The 17,261-nt window shown below is 65.3% G+C and carries 17 protein-coding genes and 1 pseudogene; 9 read left to right on the forward strand and 9 right to left on the reverse strand.

Annotated elements, in window-relative coordinates:
- Positions 1–111 (forward strand): annotated as a pseudogene (locus tag JWR89_RS26295) (pyridoxamine 5'-phosphate oxidase family protein); the annotation flags it as partial.
- A gap of 54 nt (positions 112–165) precedes the next feature.
- Positions 166–1,446 carry an ArgE/DapE family deacylase gene (locus JWR89_RS07815; protein ID WP_299713952.1) on the forward strand — a complete coding sequence of 427 codons (1,281 nt, stop codon included), beginning with the start codon at positions 166–168 and terminating at the stop codon, positions 1,444–1,446.
- A gap of 210 nt (positions 1,447–1,656) precedes the next feature.
- Here the strand turns inward: JWR89_RS07815 and JWR89_RS07820 are convergent, their stop codons facing one another.
- Entirely contained in the window at positions 1,657–2,445 is a 789-nt protein-coding gene (locus JWR89_RS07820) for a cobalamin-binding protein (RefSeq protein ID WP_299713955.1), read from the reverse strand.
- A 104-nt stretch (positions 2,446–2,549) separates the two neighbouring features.
- Between JWR89_RS07820 and JWR89_RS07825 the strand changes: the two genes are divergently transcribed.
- Together JWR89_RS07825 and JWR89_RS07830 are read left to right on the forward strand one after the other, a co-directional pair.
- Positions 2,550–2,948 carry a PaaI family thioesterase gene (locus JWR89_RS07825; protein WP_299713958.1) on the forward strand — a complete coding sequence of 133 codons (399 nt, stop codon included), beginning with the start codon at positions 2,550–2,552 and terminating at the stop codon, positions 2,946–2,948.
- Between the two features lie 165 nt (positions 2,949–3,113).
- On the forward strand, positions 3,114–3,731 hold the full coding sequence (locus tag JWR89_RS07830; protein ID WP_299713960.1) for a GNAT family N-acetyltransferase: 618 nt from the start codon (positions 3,114–3,116) through the stop codon (positions 3,729–3,731).
- A 62-nt stretch (positions 3,732–3,793) separates the two neighbouring features.
- Here JWR89_RS07830 and JWR89_RS07835 read toward each other — a convergent pair whose 3' ends face one another.
- Positions 3,794–4,096 (reverse strand): hypothetical protein, encoded by a 303-nt coding sequence (locus JWR89_RS07835; RefSeq protein ID WP_299713962.1) that lies wholly within the window; start codon positions 4,094–4,096, stop codon positions 3,794–3,796.
- A gap of 111 nt (positions 4,097–4,207) precedes the next feature.
- Positions 4,208–4,897 (reverse strand): DUF2161 family putative PD-(D/E)XK-type phosphodiesterase, encoded by a 690-nt coding sequence (locus JWR89_RS07840; protein ID WP_299713964.1) that lies wholly within the window; start codon positions 4,895–4,897, stop codon positions 4,208–4,210.
- A 123-nt stretch (positions 4,898–5,020) separates the two neighbouring features.
- Here JWR89_RS07840 and JWR89_RS07845 point away from each other — a divergent pair, with 123 nt between their 5' ends.
- Positions 5,021–5,494, forward strand: a complete 474-nt coding sequence (locus tag JWR89_RS07845; RefSeq protein ID WP_299713966.1) for an MgtC/SapB family protein — start codon at positions 5,021–5,023, stop codon at positions 5,492–5,494.
- 403 nt (positions 5,495–5,897) lie between these two features.
- On the opposite strand, the gene JWR89_RS07850 is transcribed toward JWR89_RS07845, so the two are convergent.
- Genes JWR89_RS07850 through JWR89_RS07860 form a run of 3 tightly spaced genes read right to left on the reverse strand, consistent with a single transcriptional unit; the run spans position 5,898 to position 9,012 of the window.
- Positions 5,898–6,911: a hypothetical protein gene (locus JWR89_RS07850; protein ID WP_299713968.1), complete on the reverse strand. Its 1,014-nt coding sequence runs from the start codon at positions 6,909–6,911 to the stop codon at positions 5,898–5,900.
- 1 nt (position 6,912) lies between these two features.
- Positions 6,913–8,328 (reverse strand): MBOAT family protein, encoded by a 1,416-nt coding sequence (locus tag JWR89_RS07855; RefSeq protein WP_299713970.1) that lies wholly within the window; start codon positions 8,326–8,328, stop codon positions 6,913–6,915.
- Between the two features lie 15 nt (positions 8,329–8,343).
- Entirely contained in the window at positions 8,344–9,012 is a 669-nt protein-coding gene (locus tag JWR89_RS07860) for a hypothetical protein (protein WP_299713972.1), read from the reverse strand.
- 126 nt (positions 9,013–9,138) lie between these two features.
- On the opposite strand from JWR89_RS07860, the gene JWR89_RS07865 reads away from it, so the two are divergent.
- On the forward strand, positions 9,139–11,190 hold the full coding sequence (locus JWR89_RS07865; RefSeq protein ID WP_299713974.1) for a DEAD/DEAH box helicase: 2,052 nt from the start codon (positions 9,139–9,141) through the stop codon (positions 11,188–11,190).
- Positions 11,191–11,339: 149 nt separating this feature from the next.
- On the opposite strand, the gene fabG is transcribed toward JWR89_RS07865, so the two are convergent.
- Positions 11,340–12,020 (reverse strand): 3-oxoacyl-ACP reductase FabG, encoded by a 681-nt coding sequence (gene fabG / locus JWR89_RS07870; RefSeq protein ID WP_299713976.1) that lies wholly within the window; start codon positions 12,018–12,020, stop codon positions 11,340–11,342.
- Between the two features lie 62 nt (positions 12,021–12,082).
- Positions 12,083–13,255, reverse strand: a complete 1,173-nt coding sequence (locus JWR89_RS07875; RefSeq protein WP_299713978.1) for an MFS transporter — start codon at positions 13,253–13,255, stop codon at positions 12,083–12,085.
- 200 nt (positions 13,256–13,455) lie between these two features.
- On the opposite strand from JWR89_RS07875, the gene JWR89_RS07880 reads away from it, so the two are divergent.
- Positions 13,456–14,859, forward strand: coding sequence for a M20 family metallopeptidase (locus JWR89_RS07880; RefSeq protein WP_299713979.1), 1,404 nt, complete (start codon positions 13,456–13,458; stop codon positions 14,857–14,859).
- 113 nt (positions 14,860–14,972) lie between these two features.
- Positions 14,973–15,764, forward strand: a complete 792-nt coding sequence (locus JWR89_RS07885) for a tetratricopeptide repeat protein (protein WP_299713984.1) — start codon at positions 14,973–14,975, stop codon at positions 15,762–15,764.
- A 181-nt stretch (positions 15,765–15,945) separates the two neighbouring features.
- Here the strand turns inward: JWR89_RS07885 and JWR89_RS07890 are convergent, their stop codons facing one another.
- On the reverse strand, positions 15,946–16,533 hold the full coding sequence (locus JWR89_RS07890; protein WP_299713981.1) for a TetR/AcrR family transcriptional regulator: 588 nt from the start codon (positions 16,531–16,533) through the stop codon (positions 15,946–15,948).
- A gap of 208 nt (positions 16,534–16,741) precedes the next feature.
- Between JWR89_RS07890 and JWR89_RS07895 the strand changes: the two genes are divergently transcribed.
- Positions 16,742–17,261 (forward strand): biotin/lipoyl-binding protein (locus tag JWR89_RS07895; RefSeq protein WP_299713982.1); only part of this gene is annotated, 520 nt, incomplete at its 3' end.

Here is a 17,261-nt window from a genome sequence, read left to right on the forward strand (position 1 = left end):
CGACTGATGGACGGCGTCGAACGGCCGGCATCGTTGCACGGTTACTCGGAAGGCCGCCTGCTCGAAGACGCGCTGACAGATGCCTATTTTCTGCAATACCCCGACAGCTGAGATCGGGATAGTGTGGCGGCTCTCTTGACCAAAATTCCCAACGGGAGCTGCCGCATGACTGCCGCCGATACGCAACGCAAGATCCTGGACGCCGTCGATGCCGGCTTCGACGCGCAGCTTGCCACCACCCGGGACTTCGTTGCGATCCCCTCGACCCGTGGCGCCGAAGGCCCGTGCCAGGACATGATCGGCGATCTCCTGCGCGAGCGCGATTACGAGGTCGACGACTGGCACATCGACGTCGAGGATCTCAAGGACCTGCGCGGGTTCGGCCCGATCGAGCACGACTTCTCGCGCGCCCGCAGCGTGGTCGGCACTTACCGCCCGACCACCAATACCGGCAAATCGCTGATCCTGCAGGGCCACTGCGACGTGGTGCCGACCGGCCCGCTCGACATGTGGGACACCCCGCCGTTCTCGCCGGTTATCAAGGACGGCCGGATGTACGGCCGCGGCGCCTGCGACATGAAGTCGGGCACCATCGGCGCGCTGTACGCACTCGACGCCATCAAGGCCGCCGGGCTGAAGCCGACCGCGCGGATCCATTTCCAGTCGGTGATCGAGGAAGAGTCCACCGGCGTCGGTGCGCTCTCCACATTGCAGCGCGGCTACCGCGCCGATGCCTGCTTCATCCCCGAGCCGACCTCCGGCAGGATGGTGCGCTCGCAGGTCGGCGTGCTCTGGTTCCGCATCAAGGTTCGTGGCTTCCCGGCGCATGTGTTCGAGGCCGGCATCGGCGCCAACGCCATCAAGGCGGCCTATCACCTGATCCAGGCCGTGGAGCAGATCGAGATCGACTGGAACAAGCGCGCCGAGACCGACGTGCACTTCAAGGCGGTCGAGCACCCGATCAACTTCAACCCCGGCATCATCAAGGGCGGCGACTGGGCCTCGTCCGTGCCGGCGTGGTGCGACGTCGATTGCCGGATCTCGATCCTGCCGGGCTGGTCGGTGGCGGACGCGCAGGCCGAGATATTGGCGTGCATCAACAAGGCCGCGCGCGACCATCGCTTCCTGTCCAACAATCCGCCTGTCGTGGAGTGGTCGGGTTTTCTCTCGGAAGGCTACGAGCTGAAGGATTCCGCGGCGCCCGAAGCCGCGTTCGGCAAGGCCTATGACGCGGTGTACGGCGGCGCCACGCCGGACCTCGTCTTCACCGCGCTCACCGACACCCGGTTCTACGGGCTGAACTACAACATCCCCAGCCTCTGCTTCGGCGCCGACGGCCAGGCGATGCACGGCTTCAACGAATACGTCGATCTGGAGTCGCTGCGAAAATCCACCAAGGCGACGGCGCTGTTCATCGCGGAGTGGTGCGGGGTGGAGAAGGCGTAGTTCCAAGGAAGCGGTGGCCCTCTTTTCCCTCCCCCGCGTCTTCGCGTGGGGAGGGTGGCGCGTTTGAGAGCGAAGCGAACAAACGTGACGGGTGGGGCGCGACGCGGAAAGCAGCGTATGTGGCACCACCCCCACCCGGCCGGCCTATCGGCCGGCCACCCTCCCCACGCAAGGGCGGGGGAGGGAAAGGAGCGCCGCCGCTATGGATTGCTAGGTCTTCGGCCACAGCGCCGCGACGATCGCGTCCAATCCATCCGTCAACGCTGCAGGTCCCGGCTGCAAAATCAGCGGCGATTTGATTTCCACGATTCGGTTCTCGCGGATGGCGGGAATGTCGCCCCAGCCCGGGCGCTGGCGCATTTTGTCGGGCACGACTTTCTTGCCGCACCATGACGCCAGGATCACGTCGGGCGCGGCGTCGCGCACGGCGTCCGGCGTGACGATGCGGTCCTTCGCGGCTTTCTGAAATCGCAGATCCGGGAAGATGTCTTCGCCGCCGGCGATCTCGATCAGTTCGGACACCCAGCCGATTCCCGAAATCAGCGGGTCGTCCCATTCCTCGAAATACACTTTCGGCTTCACCGGATGCAGTCTCGCGGCCGCAGCGATGCCGGCGAGGCGTTGCTCGTAGCCAGCAGCCAGTTGCTCGGCGCGCTCGGCCGCCCCCACCATCGCGCCCAGCAGGCGGATCATCGCCAGGATGCCGGCAATGTCGCGCTGGTTGAACACGTGGATCGCGATCCCGGCGCGCACCAAAGCGCTCGCGATATCCGCCTGCAGGTCGGAGAAGCCCAGCACCAGGTCGGGATCGAGCGCCAGGATCTTCGGCAGGTCGGCGGAGATGAAGGCCGACACCCGCGGTTTTTCGCGCCGCACCTGCTTTGGGCGCACCGCATAGCCGGAAACGCCGACGATGCGGTCCTGCTCGCCGAGCAGGTACAGCGTCTCGACGGTTTCCTCGGTGAGGCAGACGATCCGTTGGGGCGGGAAATGGCGCATGGGCTGCTATGCCGCGAAACAAAAGCCTTGTCACGATGGCTCGGCCTGACAGAATTCCGCGAACGCCCGCGCCACGACGGGCCTGCCGGGAGAACGTTCGCCTGATGTCATTGCTGGAAAAGATCAAGGCGCTGCCGATGCCGTTCTCGGTGTCGATGGGCGTCACCTTCACCGAGGCCGAGCCCGCGCGCGTCGTCGCCACCATGCTGGTGCGCGAGGATCTGTGCACGGTCGGCCACGCGATCCATGGCGGCGCGGTGATGGCGCTGGCCGATGCGGTCGGTGCCGCGGCCACCGTGATCAACCTGCCGGACGACGCGCAGGGCACCACCACCATCGAGAGCAAGACCAACTTCGTCGGCCGCGCCAAGGCGGGAACGACCGTGCGCGCGACCGCCACGCCGGTCCATCTCGGGCGACGCACCCAGGTCTGGCAGACCCGGATCGAGAGCGAGGACGGCAAGCTCGTCGCGGTGGTGACGCAGACCCAGCTGGTGCTATGAGCCATTCAGGCGCGTTAAGGTTTCGCAAACCATGACGCGCCGGATTTGTGAACCATGCCGACAATTGAGGCGCTGCCGCCCCTTGAAGTTAATGGTGCAACGCAACATATTGCGGGTCTAGGGAATCGAACGCTTTTCCTCGAGGGCAACTTGAGGAAAATTCTGATGTCATCTGTTACCGCCCATTTTGCCGCCGCCCGCGGCCAGGTTCGTACGCTGACCGCGCGCGAACTGCCGCTGTTCCGCGAACATCTGCTGAGGCTCGATCGCGAAAGCCGTCGCGATCGCTTCAACGGTTCGCTCGACGACGATTTCCTGGCGCGCTACGCCGAGAAGTGCGTGCAGGACGGCACCATCATCCTGGCCTATTTCGAGCACGACATGGTGCGCGGCGCCGCCGAGCTGCATCAACCCGACCTGTCGGCCGACTCGCTGCCGGAGATCGCGTTCTCCGTGGAGTCGTCGGTGCGCCGCCAGGGCGTCGGCAGCATCCTGTTCACCAAGCTGATCGCGAAGGCGCGTTCGATGGGCTATCGCAGCCTGCGCATCACCACCGGCGCGCAGAACGACGCGATGCGCGCGCTGGCCAACAAGTTTGGCGCGCGGCTGTCGTTCCGGCACGGCGAATCCACCGGCAATATCGATCTTACGGAAGCGCCGACGCCCGGCGTCGTGGCGCAGCCGAAGACCGCGGCGCTCGATGTCGCGCGCGCGGTCACCGACTACAACCGGGCCTATTGGGGCCTGTGGTTCAAGCTGTACGGGATGATCAAGCCCTCATAATCGAGGCTTGTAATTCGAGGCTTGCGGGCAGGGCGGTTTCGCCCTGCCGACGGCAGCCTGGGTCAGGCGCCGACGCGCTTGTCGTTGCCGACGATTCTCCGCGACACCTTGCGTTCGACCACGATCGAACGCTGCGCGCCCTGTTCGCCGGCAATCACGCGGGTGGTGCGCACAGCGCTGCGGCTGGCCTTCTTCACTTCGCTTTGCACGGCGTCGAGCGGCATGCCCATCAGCGATGCCGCGATCTCGGCCTGCTGCTCGAGATCTTCGGTAATCCCCATCGCCGCGAAAATCGCTTCGTCCAGGGTCGGTGGGTCGCGCCTGACGCGACGCGTGCCATACTTGGTAGTCCAGTCTTCGCTCATAACCCGCCTCAATGTTGAATTGAGATACCTAGCCAAGCCTATGTTGCATTGCAATATGGAATTGGCGTGACAACGCTGCCATGCAAAATACATTCCCGCGAGCGTAGCCTGTCAGCCTTCGACCATCTCGGACGCAGCGACAGTGGCGCGCGCCGGCTGCGGCCAGCGCTTCAGCGCCGCATGGCCGGCGTCGGTTAGTGAATAGATGCCGCGCGCGGCGCTCTCGAACCAGCCATAGACATTGCGATGCAGGATCTTCTGCGCATCGGGAAATTCCGGTGTCAGCTCGCGCACTTTTCGCGGCCCCGGCACCAGCATCGCGGCGCAGGCCAGCGCCTGCTGCCGGTACGCGGTCATGATCGGCGCCCGGGTGCTGCCGCCGAGCGCGGGATCGCCAAGCCGCTTCTTGTGCTCGGTGACCAGCCGCGAGCGCTTTTTCGGATTGCGCCGCGGGGTGATGGCGTTGGGCGCCACCAGCACCTCGACGCCGCCGGCCTCGGTGATTCCCAATAGGCCGAAGCCGAGCCGCCGGCACAGGTTGCGGTAGCGCGCATCGCTCTCGCGGCCTTTGCCGCGGATCGACAGTCTGGCCGCCAGCCACACCTCGTCGCAGGCGCCGGCGCGATCGACGCCTTGCAGCAGCAGTTCGAGATTGAAGGTCAGCTTCAATTCGCCGATCACCACGATCGGCGGATCGTCGCCGTTGATCGCCACCAGATCGCAGCCGCCGATCTCGCCCTTGACGCTGAAGCCAAGGCCTTCGAGGAAGTTTTTGACCGGCAGATAGAGGGTGGTTTCCAAGACGGCCCCTGAACGGTGAGACGATGGGTCGCTGCAACCGCGACTCAGGGGCGGAGTTTAGACCGGATCGCGCGCGACGGCAGCCTGGGGCGGCCGTGAGGCTGCGACGATTCGGAGACCTCCTTGCAACGCCTTCTCGAAATGTCCGACAGTTTTCGCGTCCTGCCGCATGTCATGGCGCTGACCGTGGCCTATCTGCTGGCGTTGCCGATCGGCTGGAACCGGGAGCGCGCCGAACGCAGCGCCGGGCTGCGCACCTTTCCGCTGGTGGCGGTGGCCACCTGCGGCATCGTGCAGGCCACCGAGGGCGTCTTGAACGGCCATCCGGAAGGCACCGCGCGCATCATCGAGGGCCTGATGACCGGCATGGGCTTCATCGGCGGCGGCGCCATCCTCAAGGACAATGGCTCGGTGCGCGGCACGGCAACGGCGGCCAGCCTGTGGTCCACCGGCGCCACCGGCGCCGCGGTCGGCCTCGGTGCCTACGACGTCGCCGTGGTGGTGTCTCTATTCACGTTCCTGACGCTGTGGCTGCTGGTGCCGTTCAAGCGCGAGGGCGGAGATGAGGAGGCGGTAAAGCCGAAAATCGAGGGGTGAGTGTCAGCTTGACGCTGTGGTAAGGGAGCCAATACCCAGCTTCTCTACCGCAGGTTACGATGACGTGGAGTGCAGCCATGTCGAAATATGAAGCCCTCGGAGATTTTCTCCGCCAGCAAGACGGTGAGCGGGTGCGGTTGTCGTTTGCTGACGTCGAACGCATTACTGGCGTGAAGCTTCCACCATCGGCCGACAAGCATCAGCCTTGGTGGAGCAACAACCCTTCAAATAATACAATGACGCGTGTCTGGCTCGATGCTGGCTTCGAAAGCGAACAGGTTGATTGGCTACTCGGCGGCCGCTTTGCGCCATCGCTACAGCTCAGGCTCGGGTCCTCGCCGTTGGTGGTCGTTTCTTGGGTCTTGTCCACTACGGAGAGAAGAGGCCCGTGCTATGCCGTCTGTCAGTACAAACCTCGCACCGCCTCATCCGCCAGCACGACGGTGGGCTTGCCGTTGGCCACGCCTGCGGTCATGCCTGCATCCTGAAGCCGCGCGATCAGGCGCTGAGTGCGCAGCCGCGCGGCGCTGCTGTCGATGTGGTAATAAGTGTCAAGCATGTGTTCCGGCGAAAAGTATGAATCTCCGGGTTCGCCGACTACGGCAATGCCGTGCCGCTGGAATATCGCGCGGGCCTGATCGGCGATTGGCAATCGGCCGTCCGGCATCTGATAGCAGTTGTCCCCTGCCACCGCCGGCCACGTCACATAAATGCGAACGCCACGCTGCGCGTGCAGCCCAGACAGTTTCGCTGCCGCCCAGTCGACGACGGGCGGGATGCTACCGGTGGCAGCGATGTAGTCGGCGCAATTCATTCCCGCGACGCTCGACCGTCGTCGCGAGTCATCCTTACGGTCGCCGAACGGCCATTTGGCCATATCTTCCTTGATGCGCTGCAAATGCCCGGACGCCAAATCGCTGCGCATGTAGAGCCGGCCGGCATCGGACAGGTTATGCAGCGACAGATGCTGCACGACGAACGCCAGACGCGTGAGGAAAGGCTGGCTGGCGTAATAGGCTGCGTATTCGTCGGGCGTCTTATCGGTGTAATCCTGCGGCACCTGGTCGCGCGTGTAATAGACCCATTCGAAAGGCAGGATCAGCGTATCGCCCTGCCGCGCATAGGCCAGCAGGCGATCGATCTTCATCGGCAGCGGAATGCTGCCATTGTCGGCGACGTCAATCACCGGAAGCGAGAATGCCTGTTCGATCAGGCCGGGCTCGATGCCGAACATTGAGCTCGATCCGGCGTCGATCACGATGCGCGGCGCGGCGATTTTTTCCAGCAGGAATTGTGGATACCCGTAGGCAACCCTGCGGTTCCCCGACGTGAAGAAATCATACGATGACGTCAGTCCCAGCGCGCAGATCACCGCACCGAAGGCCGCGAACAGAACGAATGTGAACAGCTTGCCCATGTCAGAAATTATAGTAGATGAAAGGCGACGAGAACGACGTATTGGTCGCCACCATGGCGACAACCGCCGCCGCTCCGGCAAGCACTCCGGAAAGCGGGATGCGGCCGCGCCAGTCCGCCGCCGCAATGGCCTGGCTGTTCGGGCATAGCCAGACGATCAGCGCGGCGACAAGCAGAAGCGGACAAGCCTGACGCATGAGCGTCGAGAGTCCCGGCGCCGGATGCAGCATCGCCGCAAGCACGGCATGGGCAGTCGCGAGATCCGGCGCCCTGAAATAGACCCATGTGACATTCACAAACAAGAACGTGATGACGACGGCCAGCGGACCGGGCATGGCGTGGCCGCGCGATGCCCAAGCCTTCTGCACGCAACAGCCGAGCCCGTGCAGCGCACCCCAGGCGATGAAAGTCCAGGCGGCCCCGTGCCATAGGCCGCCGAGCAGGAAGGTGACGAACAGGTTGCGATAGACGCCGACCGATGTTGCACGGTTGCCGCCGAGCGGGATGTAAAGATAGTCGCGCAGCCAGCGCGACAGCGTGATGTGCCAGCGCCGCCAGAAATCCTGGATCGAATCGGCAAGATACGGCGAGTTGAAATTGAACGGCAGCCGGATCCCGAACAACAGCGATATGCCGACCGCCATGTCGGCATAACCGGAAAAATCGAAATAGAGCTGGAACGTGTAGGCCAGGCTGAGCAGCCACGCATCGGCAAAGCCCAGCGTCGCGACGTCCTTGTAGCCGATATCGACGAACACGCCGAGCTGGTCGGCGATCAGCAGTTTCTTCAGCAGCCCGATCGAGAACAGGCAGGCGCCTTCGACCAGCAGCACCGCGTAGGCAGGCGACGAAACGCCGATGCCATCGCGGCTGCCGAGGGCGGCGAACTGCGGCATCATCTCACGCCAGTGAATGATCGGTCCGGCGATCAGATGCGGAAAGTAGGTCACGAACAGCCCATAACTGGCTGGCTGCTGCTGCCTTGACCCGTTTTTGTAAATGTCGACCAGAAAAGCGATCTGGGTGAAGGTGTAGAAGGAGATGCCGATCGGCAATGCGATATCAAGATGCAACGGCGGTGCATCCAACAGCCAAGCCACGTTGGCGAGCACGAAATTGGAATATTTGAAGAACGCCAGCATACCAAGATCGAAAGCCAGCGCGACAACGAACACGGTTTTGCGCCGCGACGCGGACATGGATGCGACTCCGAGCAGGCGACTGGCGAGGTAGTTGACCAGGATCGAGGCAGCCAGGATCGGTGTTTGCGACGGGTTGCCCCAGACATAGAAAACGATTGACGCGACCAACAAGATCGGCAGCAACAGCTTGCGCCATCCGAGCGCCGAAGCGACAAGGAATATCGCCAGCACGGCTGGCAAAAAAATCAGGAAGAACTCACGGGTGACGAACAACATTCGATTTTTTCGCCGCTACGCTGACTGCTTGCTCTCAGAAAGTACAATAATCGACCTCATCCACGCGAACATTACAACGGTCAACGTTGCATGTATTGTCGGCATCGTAGCGCAGTCGCCGCGTGAGCATGGCGCATAGGCGAACAAGTCCTGCAAGTCTTGGTCCGACGTTTTCGCATAGGCAGTATAAGGCATCGCCGGATACAGCCGCGCGCCATCCGGTTTGACGCCGAGCCGCATCAGCCGGAAGAAGTCTTTCAGAGTGTAGTCGCCGATGCCGTATTCGCGATCCGGCGTGATGTCGGTGGAATAGATGGTGCCGACCGGCGTCGGGAATGGGAGGCCCCCGGCAAGGGTTCTGCCGCCGCCGGCTGTGTGGCAGGCCACGCAGTCGCCGAGAACAGCGATATATTCGCCGCGCGCGACGCTGGGCTGCCTCTGGGCAATCGCCGGGGAAATGTCGGGCTCCGGAATGTACAGCGCAATCGCAGCTACCGCGATGACGCCGATTTCCGTTTTGCGATGCCGACTGGGGTGCACCGACCGATCAGGAGCCCCAATCTGCGAAGGTATCGGCTTCCGATGACTGTCTATTGACCATTTTCCGCACGAAACCGACATTTTACGCGCCGCATGGCAGCAATGATTGGCAATTTGCTGCAAAGCAGCGTAAAGCGGCGCCAACCACCCGCACCGGACTCCTGGACCCGACGTGATCGCCCAATGCATAGGGGCGGCAGATTCGTTTCCGTTTGGTCCAATTGGGTCCCGACCGCTGCGGCGGTCCTTGAAACCAAGGTTTAAATCTCCGTGACATTTCTATCGACAGGTCCGTCGCTCGCCCGCGCGTTGGCCGAGCGCAACTACAGTGAATCCACCCCCGTGCAGGCCGCCGTGCTGGCCGACGACGCTGCCGGACGCGATCTTCTGGTCTCCGCGCAGACCGGCTCCGGCAAGACCGTCGCTTATGGCCTGGCCATTGCCGACAACCTGCTGGAAGGCGCCGAGAAGCTGCCGAAGGCCGGCCTGCCGCTGGCGCTGATCGTCGCGCCGACCCGCGAACTGGCACTTCAGGTACACGGCGAGCTGACCTGGCTCTACAAATATGCCGGCGCGCGTGTCGTCTCCTGCGTCGGCGGCATGGACCCGCGCAAGGAACAGCGCGATCTCGCCGAAGGCGCCCACATCGTGGTCGGCACGCCCGGCCGCCTGTGCGACCATCTGCGCCGCAATCGCCTCGACGTGTCGCAGCTCAAGGCCGTCGTGCTCGACGAGGCCGACGAAATGCTCGACATGGGTTTTCGCGAGGACATGGAGTTCATCCTCAAGACCACCCCGGCCACCCGCCGCACACTGCTGTTCTCGGCAACGCTGCCGCGCGGCATCGTGGCGCTCGCCAAACAGTATCAGCAGCAGGCGTTCCGCGTTGAAGTCGCGGGTGCCGATGGCGGCCATTCCGACATCGAATACCGCGCCATCCGGATCTCGCCGAACGACGTCGATCACGCCGTGGTCAATGTTCTCCGCTTTTTCGAATCGCCCAGCACCATCGTGTTCTGCAATACCCGTAACGCCGTCCGCCATCTGCAGACCGTCTTGCAGGAGCGTGGCTTCTCCGTTGTCGCTCTCTCCGGCGAACTGACCCAGAACGAGCGCACGTCGGCGCTGCAGGCGCTGCGCGACGGACGCGCCCGCGTCTGTGTCGCCACCGACGTTGCCGCGCGCGGCATCGATCTGCCGAATCTCGGCCTGGTGATTCACGCCGACCTGCCGAACGACGCCGAAGTGATGCAGCATCGTTCCGGTCGTACCGGCCGCGCCGGCAAGAAGGGCGTCAGCGTCCTGCTGGTGCCGCCGTCGCGCAAACGTCGCGCCGAGCTGCTGCTCAATCTGGGCGGCATCGACGCGGTGTGGGGCAGTGCGCCGACCGTGGAAGAAATCCGCACCCTCGATCAGCAGCGCATGCTGAAGGACACCTTGTTCACCGAGGAATCGACCGAGGAAGACCTGACGCTGGCGCGCGCGATGCTCGCCGAGCGTTCGGCCGAGGAGATCGCCGCGGCACTCGCGCGGCTGTATCGCGCCCGTCTGCCGGCGCCGGAAGAAGTGTCGGACCCCGGCACGTTCCGCGGCCGCGAAGATCGCGGCAACGCGCGCAACGACCGCGACACCCGCGGCCAGGACCGCAGCGAGCCGCGTGCGGCGCGTCCGAAGTCGAAGCCGCGCGAAAGCATGGGCGAGGGCTCGATGTGGTTCCGCGCCGCCATCGGCCGGCAGAAGAACGCCGAAGCCCGCTGGCTGCTGCCGATGATCTGCCGCCGCGGCGGCATCGAGAAGAACGACATCGGCGCCATCAAGATCTACGACGCCAATTCCGAGTTCGAGATCGCGGCTGGCGCGGTCGAGAAATTCCTGGTGATGGTCAAGCGCCCGGACAAGGAAGACAACATCCGCATCGAGCCGCTGCCGAACGGTCCGGAAGGCGCCATCGCCTCCAGCCGTCCGAAGCCGGAAGATCGCGACTATTCCAATGCCAAGCGCAAGCCGAGCTACAACAAGAGCTCGGACGGCGACCGGCCGGACTTCAAGGACAAGTCGTCCTACAAGGAGAAGTCCTGGAACGACAAGCCGCAGGGCGACCGCAAGCCCTATGCCGGCGACAAGCCGCGCTACGAGGGCAAGCCGGCCTATGAAGGCAAGTCCTCCTATGGGGACAAGCCGAGCTACGACAAGCCCGCCGGCGACCGCCCGGCGTTCAAGAAGCCGCGCGCGGAAAAACCGCCTTACGTCGCCAAGGCCAAGCGCGAAGGCGGCGAGTCATTCGCGAAGCCGACGTTCGGCAAGAAGAAGAACAAGGCCTGACGGCCGCGTTCCCCGGATGCTGCGCAGCGCGCCCGTCTTCGGGCGTGGTGCGCTGCTGATCCGGGGCCCCGGTTCTTGATGACGAAGCGACCGGGATCCCGGATCTGCGGAGCGGCACAAGAGCGCCGCACCGCGTCCGGGAAACGGAGCTACACCCTTCCGCTCACCGGCAGCAGCGCGCCAGTGATGGCGCTGGCGGCGTCGCTGGCAAGAAACAATATCGCCTCGGCGAGTTCCTGCGCCGTCACCCATTTCGCAAAATCCGCGTTCGGCATGTCGCGTCGGTTGGCCGGTGTGTCGATGGTCGAGGGCAGCACCGCGTTGACGGTGACCTTGCCTTTCAACTCGGCCGCCAGCGCTTCGGTAAGGCGGTGTACGGCGGATTTCGAGGCGGCGTAGGGGCCCATGCCGGCGCCGGCCTGCAGCGCGCCGATGGCGCCGATGTTGACGATCCGTCCGGCCTTCGATTGCACGAGATGCGGGATCGCGGCGCGCGAGGCGTTCAGCGCGGTCAGCAGGTTGAGCCGGTGCATCCTCTCCCAGCTATCGTTGCTGCCGCCATCGATCGCCTCGAACGCACACGCGCCGGCGATGTTGATCAGCGCGTCGATGCCGCTGAGCTGTTTCGCCGCCGCGGCGATCGCCTGATCGGCCTGTGCCGCGTCCGACAGATCGACGCCGCCTATCTGCAGCAGCGTGGACGTGGACGCCGGGGTTTTGGCCGCGTGATCGATCGCGGCGATCACCGCGCCGCGAGCGATGGCCAGTTCGACGACGACTTGTCCGAGCGCGCCGGAGGCGCCGGTGACGACGATGATTTTTCCGTTCATGGGCAACTCCTGTCCGCGGCATGATCGCCGCTGCCGGGCGGCGCCGCAATGTCTTTTGAAGGCTACTCCGCCGGGCTGGCCTGCGCCGGCATCGCGCGGCGGCTGGCGAAGCTGCTCAGCGTCAGGGCCAGCGCGACCGCGCTGACCATCGCGCCAAGCAGCGGCAGTTGCGCGTAGTGCACGCCGGCGTTCAGCGCCGCGCCGCCGAGCCAGGCGCCGGTGGCGTTGCCGAGATTGAACGCGCCCTGGTTCAGGGTCGAGGCGAGGTTCGGTGCGTCGGTGGCGGCGTCCACGACCCAGATCTGCAGCGGCGACACCAGCGCAAAGGCGAGGCCGCCCCACAGGATCAGCAGGACGAGCGTCGGGATCGCCGAATGGATCGCCAGCGACAACAGGATCAGCACCGCCATCACGCCGATGAAGGCGCCGACCACCGTGCCCCGCAGGTTGCGGTCGGCGAGCCGGCCGCCGATCAGGTTGCCGATGGTGAGGCCGACGCCGATCGCCAGCAATGCGCCCGTGACGCCGTGCGGCGAGAGCCCGGTGACGTCTTCCAGCAGCGGCGTGATGTAGGTGAACAGGCTGAACATGCTGACCGAAGCCAGCGTCGAGATCAGCATCGGCAGCAGCACCGGCCAGCGGCCCAGCGCGCGAAACTCACGCGCCAGTCCGCCGCGCGTGCCGGGCAGGCCGGAGGGCACGTAGCGAATGATGGCGAGGCCGGCAATCAGGCCGATCACGACCACCGCCCAGAATGCGGCGCGCCATCCGGCGAATTGTCCGAGCGCCGTCCCGAACGGCACGCCGAGCACATTGGCGAGCGTGAGACCCGCGAACATCAGCGACACCGCCTGCGCGCGCTGCTCGCGCGGCACCAGGTCGCGCGCGACCACCGCGCCGATGCCGAAGAACGCACCATGCGAAAAGGCGGTGACGATCCGCGCGGCCATCAGCGTCCAGTAACCGGGCGCCAGCGCGCAGCCGAGGTTGCCGATGATGAACACCGCCATCAGCGTCAGCAGCGCTGCCTTGCGCGGCAGGCCGGCGGTGGCGATCGCGACGATGGGCGCGCCTACCACGACGCCCATGGCGTAGCCGGAGACCAGATAGCCGGCCTGCGGGATCGTCACCGCGAAACTGCGGGCGACGTCGGGCAACAGGCCCATGATGACGAATTCGGTGGTGCCGATGCCGAACGACGCGGCGGCGAGCGCGAGGATAGGTTTGGAAATCATAGAGGCGCCCAAAGTGGTTATGCTGCGATGCAGCATGTCGCCAGAAATCGCATGGCCGGCGTCCGTTGGCGAGCGCCAGAACGGGGACGCAGCCCTGCGCCATGCGGGCACGTGATGACGACGTCGTGATCTTTCGACCGGCAATGCTGCGAGGCCCGTGGTATGACACCGGCCGTGTCGTTCACTGGTTGGAATTTGAAATGAGCAGGACTAAATCGATCGATCTCGTGGGACAGGGTTTTCAGTCCGGTGAGTTTCTGGCGGCGCTGGATCGCAGGGTGGCGTTCAAAACGCAAAGCCAGAATCCGGTGGCCGGCGATGCGTTGCGCGGCTATCTCGAACAGGATCTGGTCCCGACCTTTGCGGCGCTCGGGTTTTCGTCACGGCTGATCGAATCGCCGAGCGGCAAGGGCCCGATCCTGCTGGCGCAGTATTTTGAAAGCGCCTCGGCGCCGACGGTGCTGATGTATGGCCATGGCGACGTGGTCGATGGCATGGAGGGCGCCTGGCGCGATGGCCGCGATCCGTGGCGCGCGACGCCTGCGGGCGACCGGATCTACGGCCGCGGCACCGCCGACAACAAGGGCCAGCACAGCATCCTGCTGGCGGCGCTACAGGCGGTTCACCAGGCGCGCGGCGGACGGCTGGGCTTCAATGCCAAATTCATCGTCGAGACCGGCGAGGAGATCGGTTCGCCGGATCTGCGCCCGGTCTGCGAAGCACTGCGCGACGAGTTGCGCGCCGACCTGTTTCTCGGCTCCGACGGGCCACGGCTTTCGGCGGAACGGCCCACGGTGTTTCTGGGCTGCCGCGGCGGGCTGCGCATTCACCTCGACGTCACCTTGCGCGATGGCTCGCACCATTCCGGCAACTGGGGCGGACTGCTCGCCAATCCCGGCACCATTCTGGCGAGTGCCATCGCGACGCTGGTCGATGCGCAGGGACGCCTGCAACTCGATGTCCTGAAGCCGCCGCGCATTTCCAACCAGATCCGCGCCGCGCTGGCCGGCGTCGAGATCGCGCCGACGCCGGACGAGCCGGCGCTGTCGCCGAACTGGGGCGAGGACGGCCTCACCGCCGCCGAACGGCTGTATGCGTGGAACACGCTGGAAGTGCTGGCGATGTCCGCCGGCAATATCGGCAGCCCCGCGAATGCGATTCCGGGCGATGCGCATGCCGTCCTGCAGTTGCGCTATGTGGTCGGCACCGACATCGAGAATGTCGTGCCGGCGATCCAAGAGCATTTCGACCGCCGCGGGCTTTCGATGGTGCGGGCCTCCGCACGCCAGAGCTTCGCCGCGTCGCGCACGTCGCTGGACAGTCCATGGATCGACTGGGCGGTGAGCTCGATCCGCACGACGACGGGCAAGGAGCCCGCGCTGTTACCCAATTTCGGGGGATCGCTGCCCAATGAGGTGTTCACCGACGTGCTCGGCCTGCCGACCATCTGGGTGCCGCACTCTTATCCCGGCTGCTCGCAGCACGCGCCCGACGAGCACATGCTGGTGTCGGTGACGCAGGAAGCGCTCGGCCTGATGGCCGGGTTGTTCTGGGATCTCGGCGAGTTGCCGGGGCCGCTTGCTGCGCCTTCGCTGCGGTCCTAGGATCGCTCGTCCCGCAAGTGCGTAGAAAAGCAGATGTGACCATGATCGAAAATGGATTGACCGCAAAACGACGTGCGCTTTCCATCGCGGTGCTATTGGTCGCTGCGCTGCCGATGACGATGGCGACGTCGTCACACCTTTACGCGCAGTCCGCCGACCTCGTGCTGTGCGACCGGCTCGCCGCCGATCCCGCCGACCCCGACAAGCCGGCGGATGTGAAGGGCGTGGCGGAGATCGCCAAGGGTGACGTCGCCACCGCGATCAAGTTCTGCCGGACGGCGTCGGGCGGATCGCGCCGCGCGCTGTACCAGCTTGGCCGCGCGCTGGCGGCGAACGGGCAGGGCGCCGACGCCGTCGCCGCCTGGCGCAAGGCCGCCGACAAGGGCAGCAGCTCGGCGATGGTCGAGCTCGGCGTGATGTACGGCACCGGCGCCGGCGTTGCGCGCGACGAGCCGCAGGCGCGCAAACTCCTGGAGCGCGCGGCGGAAGCCGGCAATCCGCGCGGCATCAGCAATCTCGCGGCGCTGTCTGGCGGCGGCGGTGCGCCGTCGGATCCGGTGCGGGCGCGGGCGCTGCTGGCGAAGGGCGCGGAGAGCAATGCCGAAGCGCAGTACCAGCTCGGCATGATGTTGTCGGAAGGGCTTGGCGGCGCCAAGGACGACGTCGCGGCGCGCGCGCTGTTCGAGAAGGCGGCAGCGCAGAACCACGCCGGCGCGCTGGAGCGGATGGGCGCCTTCGCGCAGGCCGGCCGCGGCGGCGCGGCGGACAAGACGGTGGCGAAGTCCTACTACGAAAAGGCCGCGGCACTCGGCGACGACGACGCCAAGGCGGCGCTGAAGCGGCTGGAGTGTCCCTACGTGCTGAAAGACAAGCGCGGCAACGTTGTCAGCAATCTTTGTTTCTAGGAGTTTGATCGCCCGTTGTTACTTGTCCCGGACGCGATGCAGCACAAAGTGCTGCTTCGCAGAGCCGGACCGTTACGAACTCCGGCGTCTGGTACGGTCCGGCTCTGCAGCGCACGACGCCTCCTGGCGGAGGCGCGTTGCACTGCGTCCGGGACAAGTGTCTTGAGTCAGATTAGGCAGCTCACGCCGGCGGCCAGTTGCGCAGGGTCATCTCGGCGATCCCTCGCAACTGCGCATGGGTGGCGCCGCCGGCGGCCTGCACGGCCATGCCCTGCAGCAGCGCCGTGATGTAGCGCGCGAGATCGGCGGCATCGGCGCCGGCGGGCAGGTCGTTCTCGGCCAGCGCGCGCTCGAAGCGTTCGCGCAGTTCGGTTTCGCTCTTGGCGCGGCGCGCCATCAATTCCTGCTTGATGGTTTCGGCGGCGTCGCCGCAACTCAGCGCGCCCTGCACCGCCAGACAGCCCGGATTGTCCGGATGGGTCAGCGCCTCGGCGGCCTGATACAGCACGTGAGTGACCACCTCGCGCGCCGTGGGCTTGTTCAGCGCCTCCCGGTAATAGCCCCCGGGTCCGTCGGCATAGCGATCCAGCGCCTTGCGAAACAGCTCCTCCTTGTTGCCGAAGGCGGCGTAGAGGCTCGGCTTGGTGATGCCCATGGCCTCGGTGAGGTCGGCCATCGAGGCGCCCTCGTAGCCCTTGCGCCAGAACACCTGCAGCGCCTGGTCGAGCGCCTTTTCGCAGCTGAATTCGCGCGGGCGGCCCATGGCCATGACGAGTCCTCCGGGGTCAAGTTCGAGTTTCGTACCTTTCGTTAGATAAGTCCCTTGACAGCAGATGTCGATAGCCCATCTATACCGCACGTTACGAATGTGTGCGATGCAGCGTAGCGGGTATCGCGTGGATCGGGGCGGCCATGGCAGGCCACTCCTGTCCGGATCGGGGGCAGCGATGGCCCGATTGGAAATTATGGGGTTCGACATGAAAAATATCATCAAAAACAACCGCTTGCTCACCACCGTCGCGATTCTCGCGGTGCTCGCGAGCGGCGGGGCGTCGGTGCTGGTCGATTGGAACAGCGCGGCGAAGGCCGAACCGGCCGTTGCTGCAGCGCCACCGGCCGTACAGGCGTCGGTCGCCGTGGTCGAAGCAAAGGCCACCGCCGCGTCGGATGAGTTCTCCGGGCGCCTCGAAGCCGTCGAGCGCGTCGAGATTCGCTCCCGCGTCGCCGGCGCGATTCAGGAAATCCATTTTCGCGAGGGCGCGCTGGTCAAGAAGGACGACCTGCTGGTCCTGATCGATCCTGCGCTGTACGCCGCCGATGTCGCCCGCGCCGACGGCCAGGTAGCGGCGGCGAAGGCACGGCTGGTGCTGACCAAGAACGAGTTCGACCGCGGCCAGCAGCTCTCGGATTCGCGCTGGATCTCGCAGAAGGATCTCGACAGCCGCATCAACGGATTTCGCGAGGCCGAAGCCAACCTGAAGGCGGCCGAGGCCGCGC

The sequence above is a fragment of the Tardiphaga sp. genome (genome assembly GCF_028290785.1).
Taxonomy (GTDB): Bacteria; Pseudomonadota; Alphaproteobacteria; order Rhizobiales; family Xanthobacteraceae; genus Tardiphaga.

What these genes read in the sequence shown, in the direction of transcription:
- JWR89_RS07890 (WP_299713981.1), bottom strand. Translation starts at nt 16,533, where the DNA reads ATGGCCATGGGCCGCCCGCGCGAATTCAGCTGCGAAAAGGCGCTCGAC.
- JWR89_RS07830 (WP_299713960.1), top strand. Translation starts at nt 3,114, where the DNA reads ATGTCATCTGTTACCGCCCATTTTGCCGCCGCCCGCGGCCAGGTTCGT.
- fabG (WP_299713976.1), bottom strand. Translation starts at nt 12,020, where the DNA reads ATGAACGGAAAAATCATCGTCGTCACCGGCGCCTCCGGCGCGCTCGGA.
- JWR89_RS07815 (WP_299713952.1), top strand. Translation starts at nt 166, where the DNA reads ATGACTGCCGCCGATACGCAACGCAAGATCCTGGACGCCGTCGATGCC.
- JWR89_RS07875 (WP_299713978.1), bottom strand. Translation starts at nt 13,255, where the DNA reads ATGATTTCCAAACCTATCCTCGCGCTCGCCGCCGCGTCGTTCGGCATC.
- JWR89_RS07850 (WP_299713968.1), bottom strand. Translation starts at nt 6,911, where the DNA reads ATGGGCAAGCTGTTCACATTCGTTCTGTTCGCGGCCTTCGGTGCGGTG.
- JWR89_RS07820 (WP_299713955.1), bottom strand. Translation starts at nt 2,445, where the DNA reads ATGCGCCATTTCCCGCCCCAACGGATCGTCTGCCTCACCGAGGAAACC.
- JWR89_RS07855 (WP_299713970.1), bottom strand. Translation starts at nt 8,328, where the DNA reads ATGTTGTTCGTCACCCGTGAGTTCTTCCTGATTTTTTTGCCAGCCGTG.
- JWR89_RS07880 (WP_299713979.1), top strand. Translation starts at nt 13,456, where the DNA reads ATGAGCAGGACTAAATCGATCGATCTCGTGGGACAGGGTTTTCAGTCC.
- JWR89_RS07835 (WP_299713962.1), bottom strand. Translation starts at nt 4,096, where the DNA reads ATGAGCGAAGACTGGACTACCAAGTATGGCACGCGTCGCGTCAGGCGC.
- JWR89_RS07825 (WP_299713958.1), top strand. Translation starts at nt 2,550, where the DNA reads ATGTCATTGCTGGAAAAGATCAAGGCGCTGCCGATGCCGTTCTCGGTG.
- JWR89_RS07885 (WP_299713984.1), top strand. Translation starts at nt 14,973, where the DNA reads ATGACGATGGCGACGTCGTCACACCTTTACGCGCAGTCCGCCGACCTC.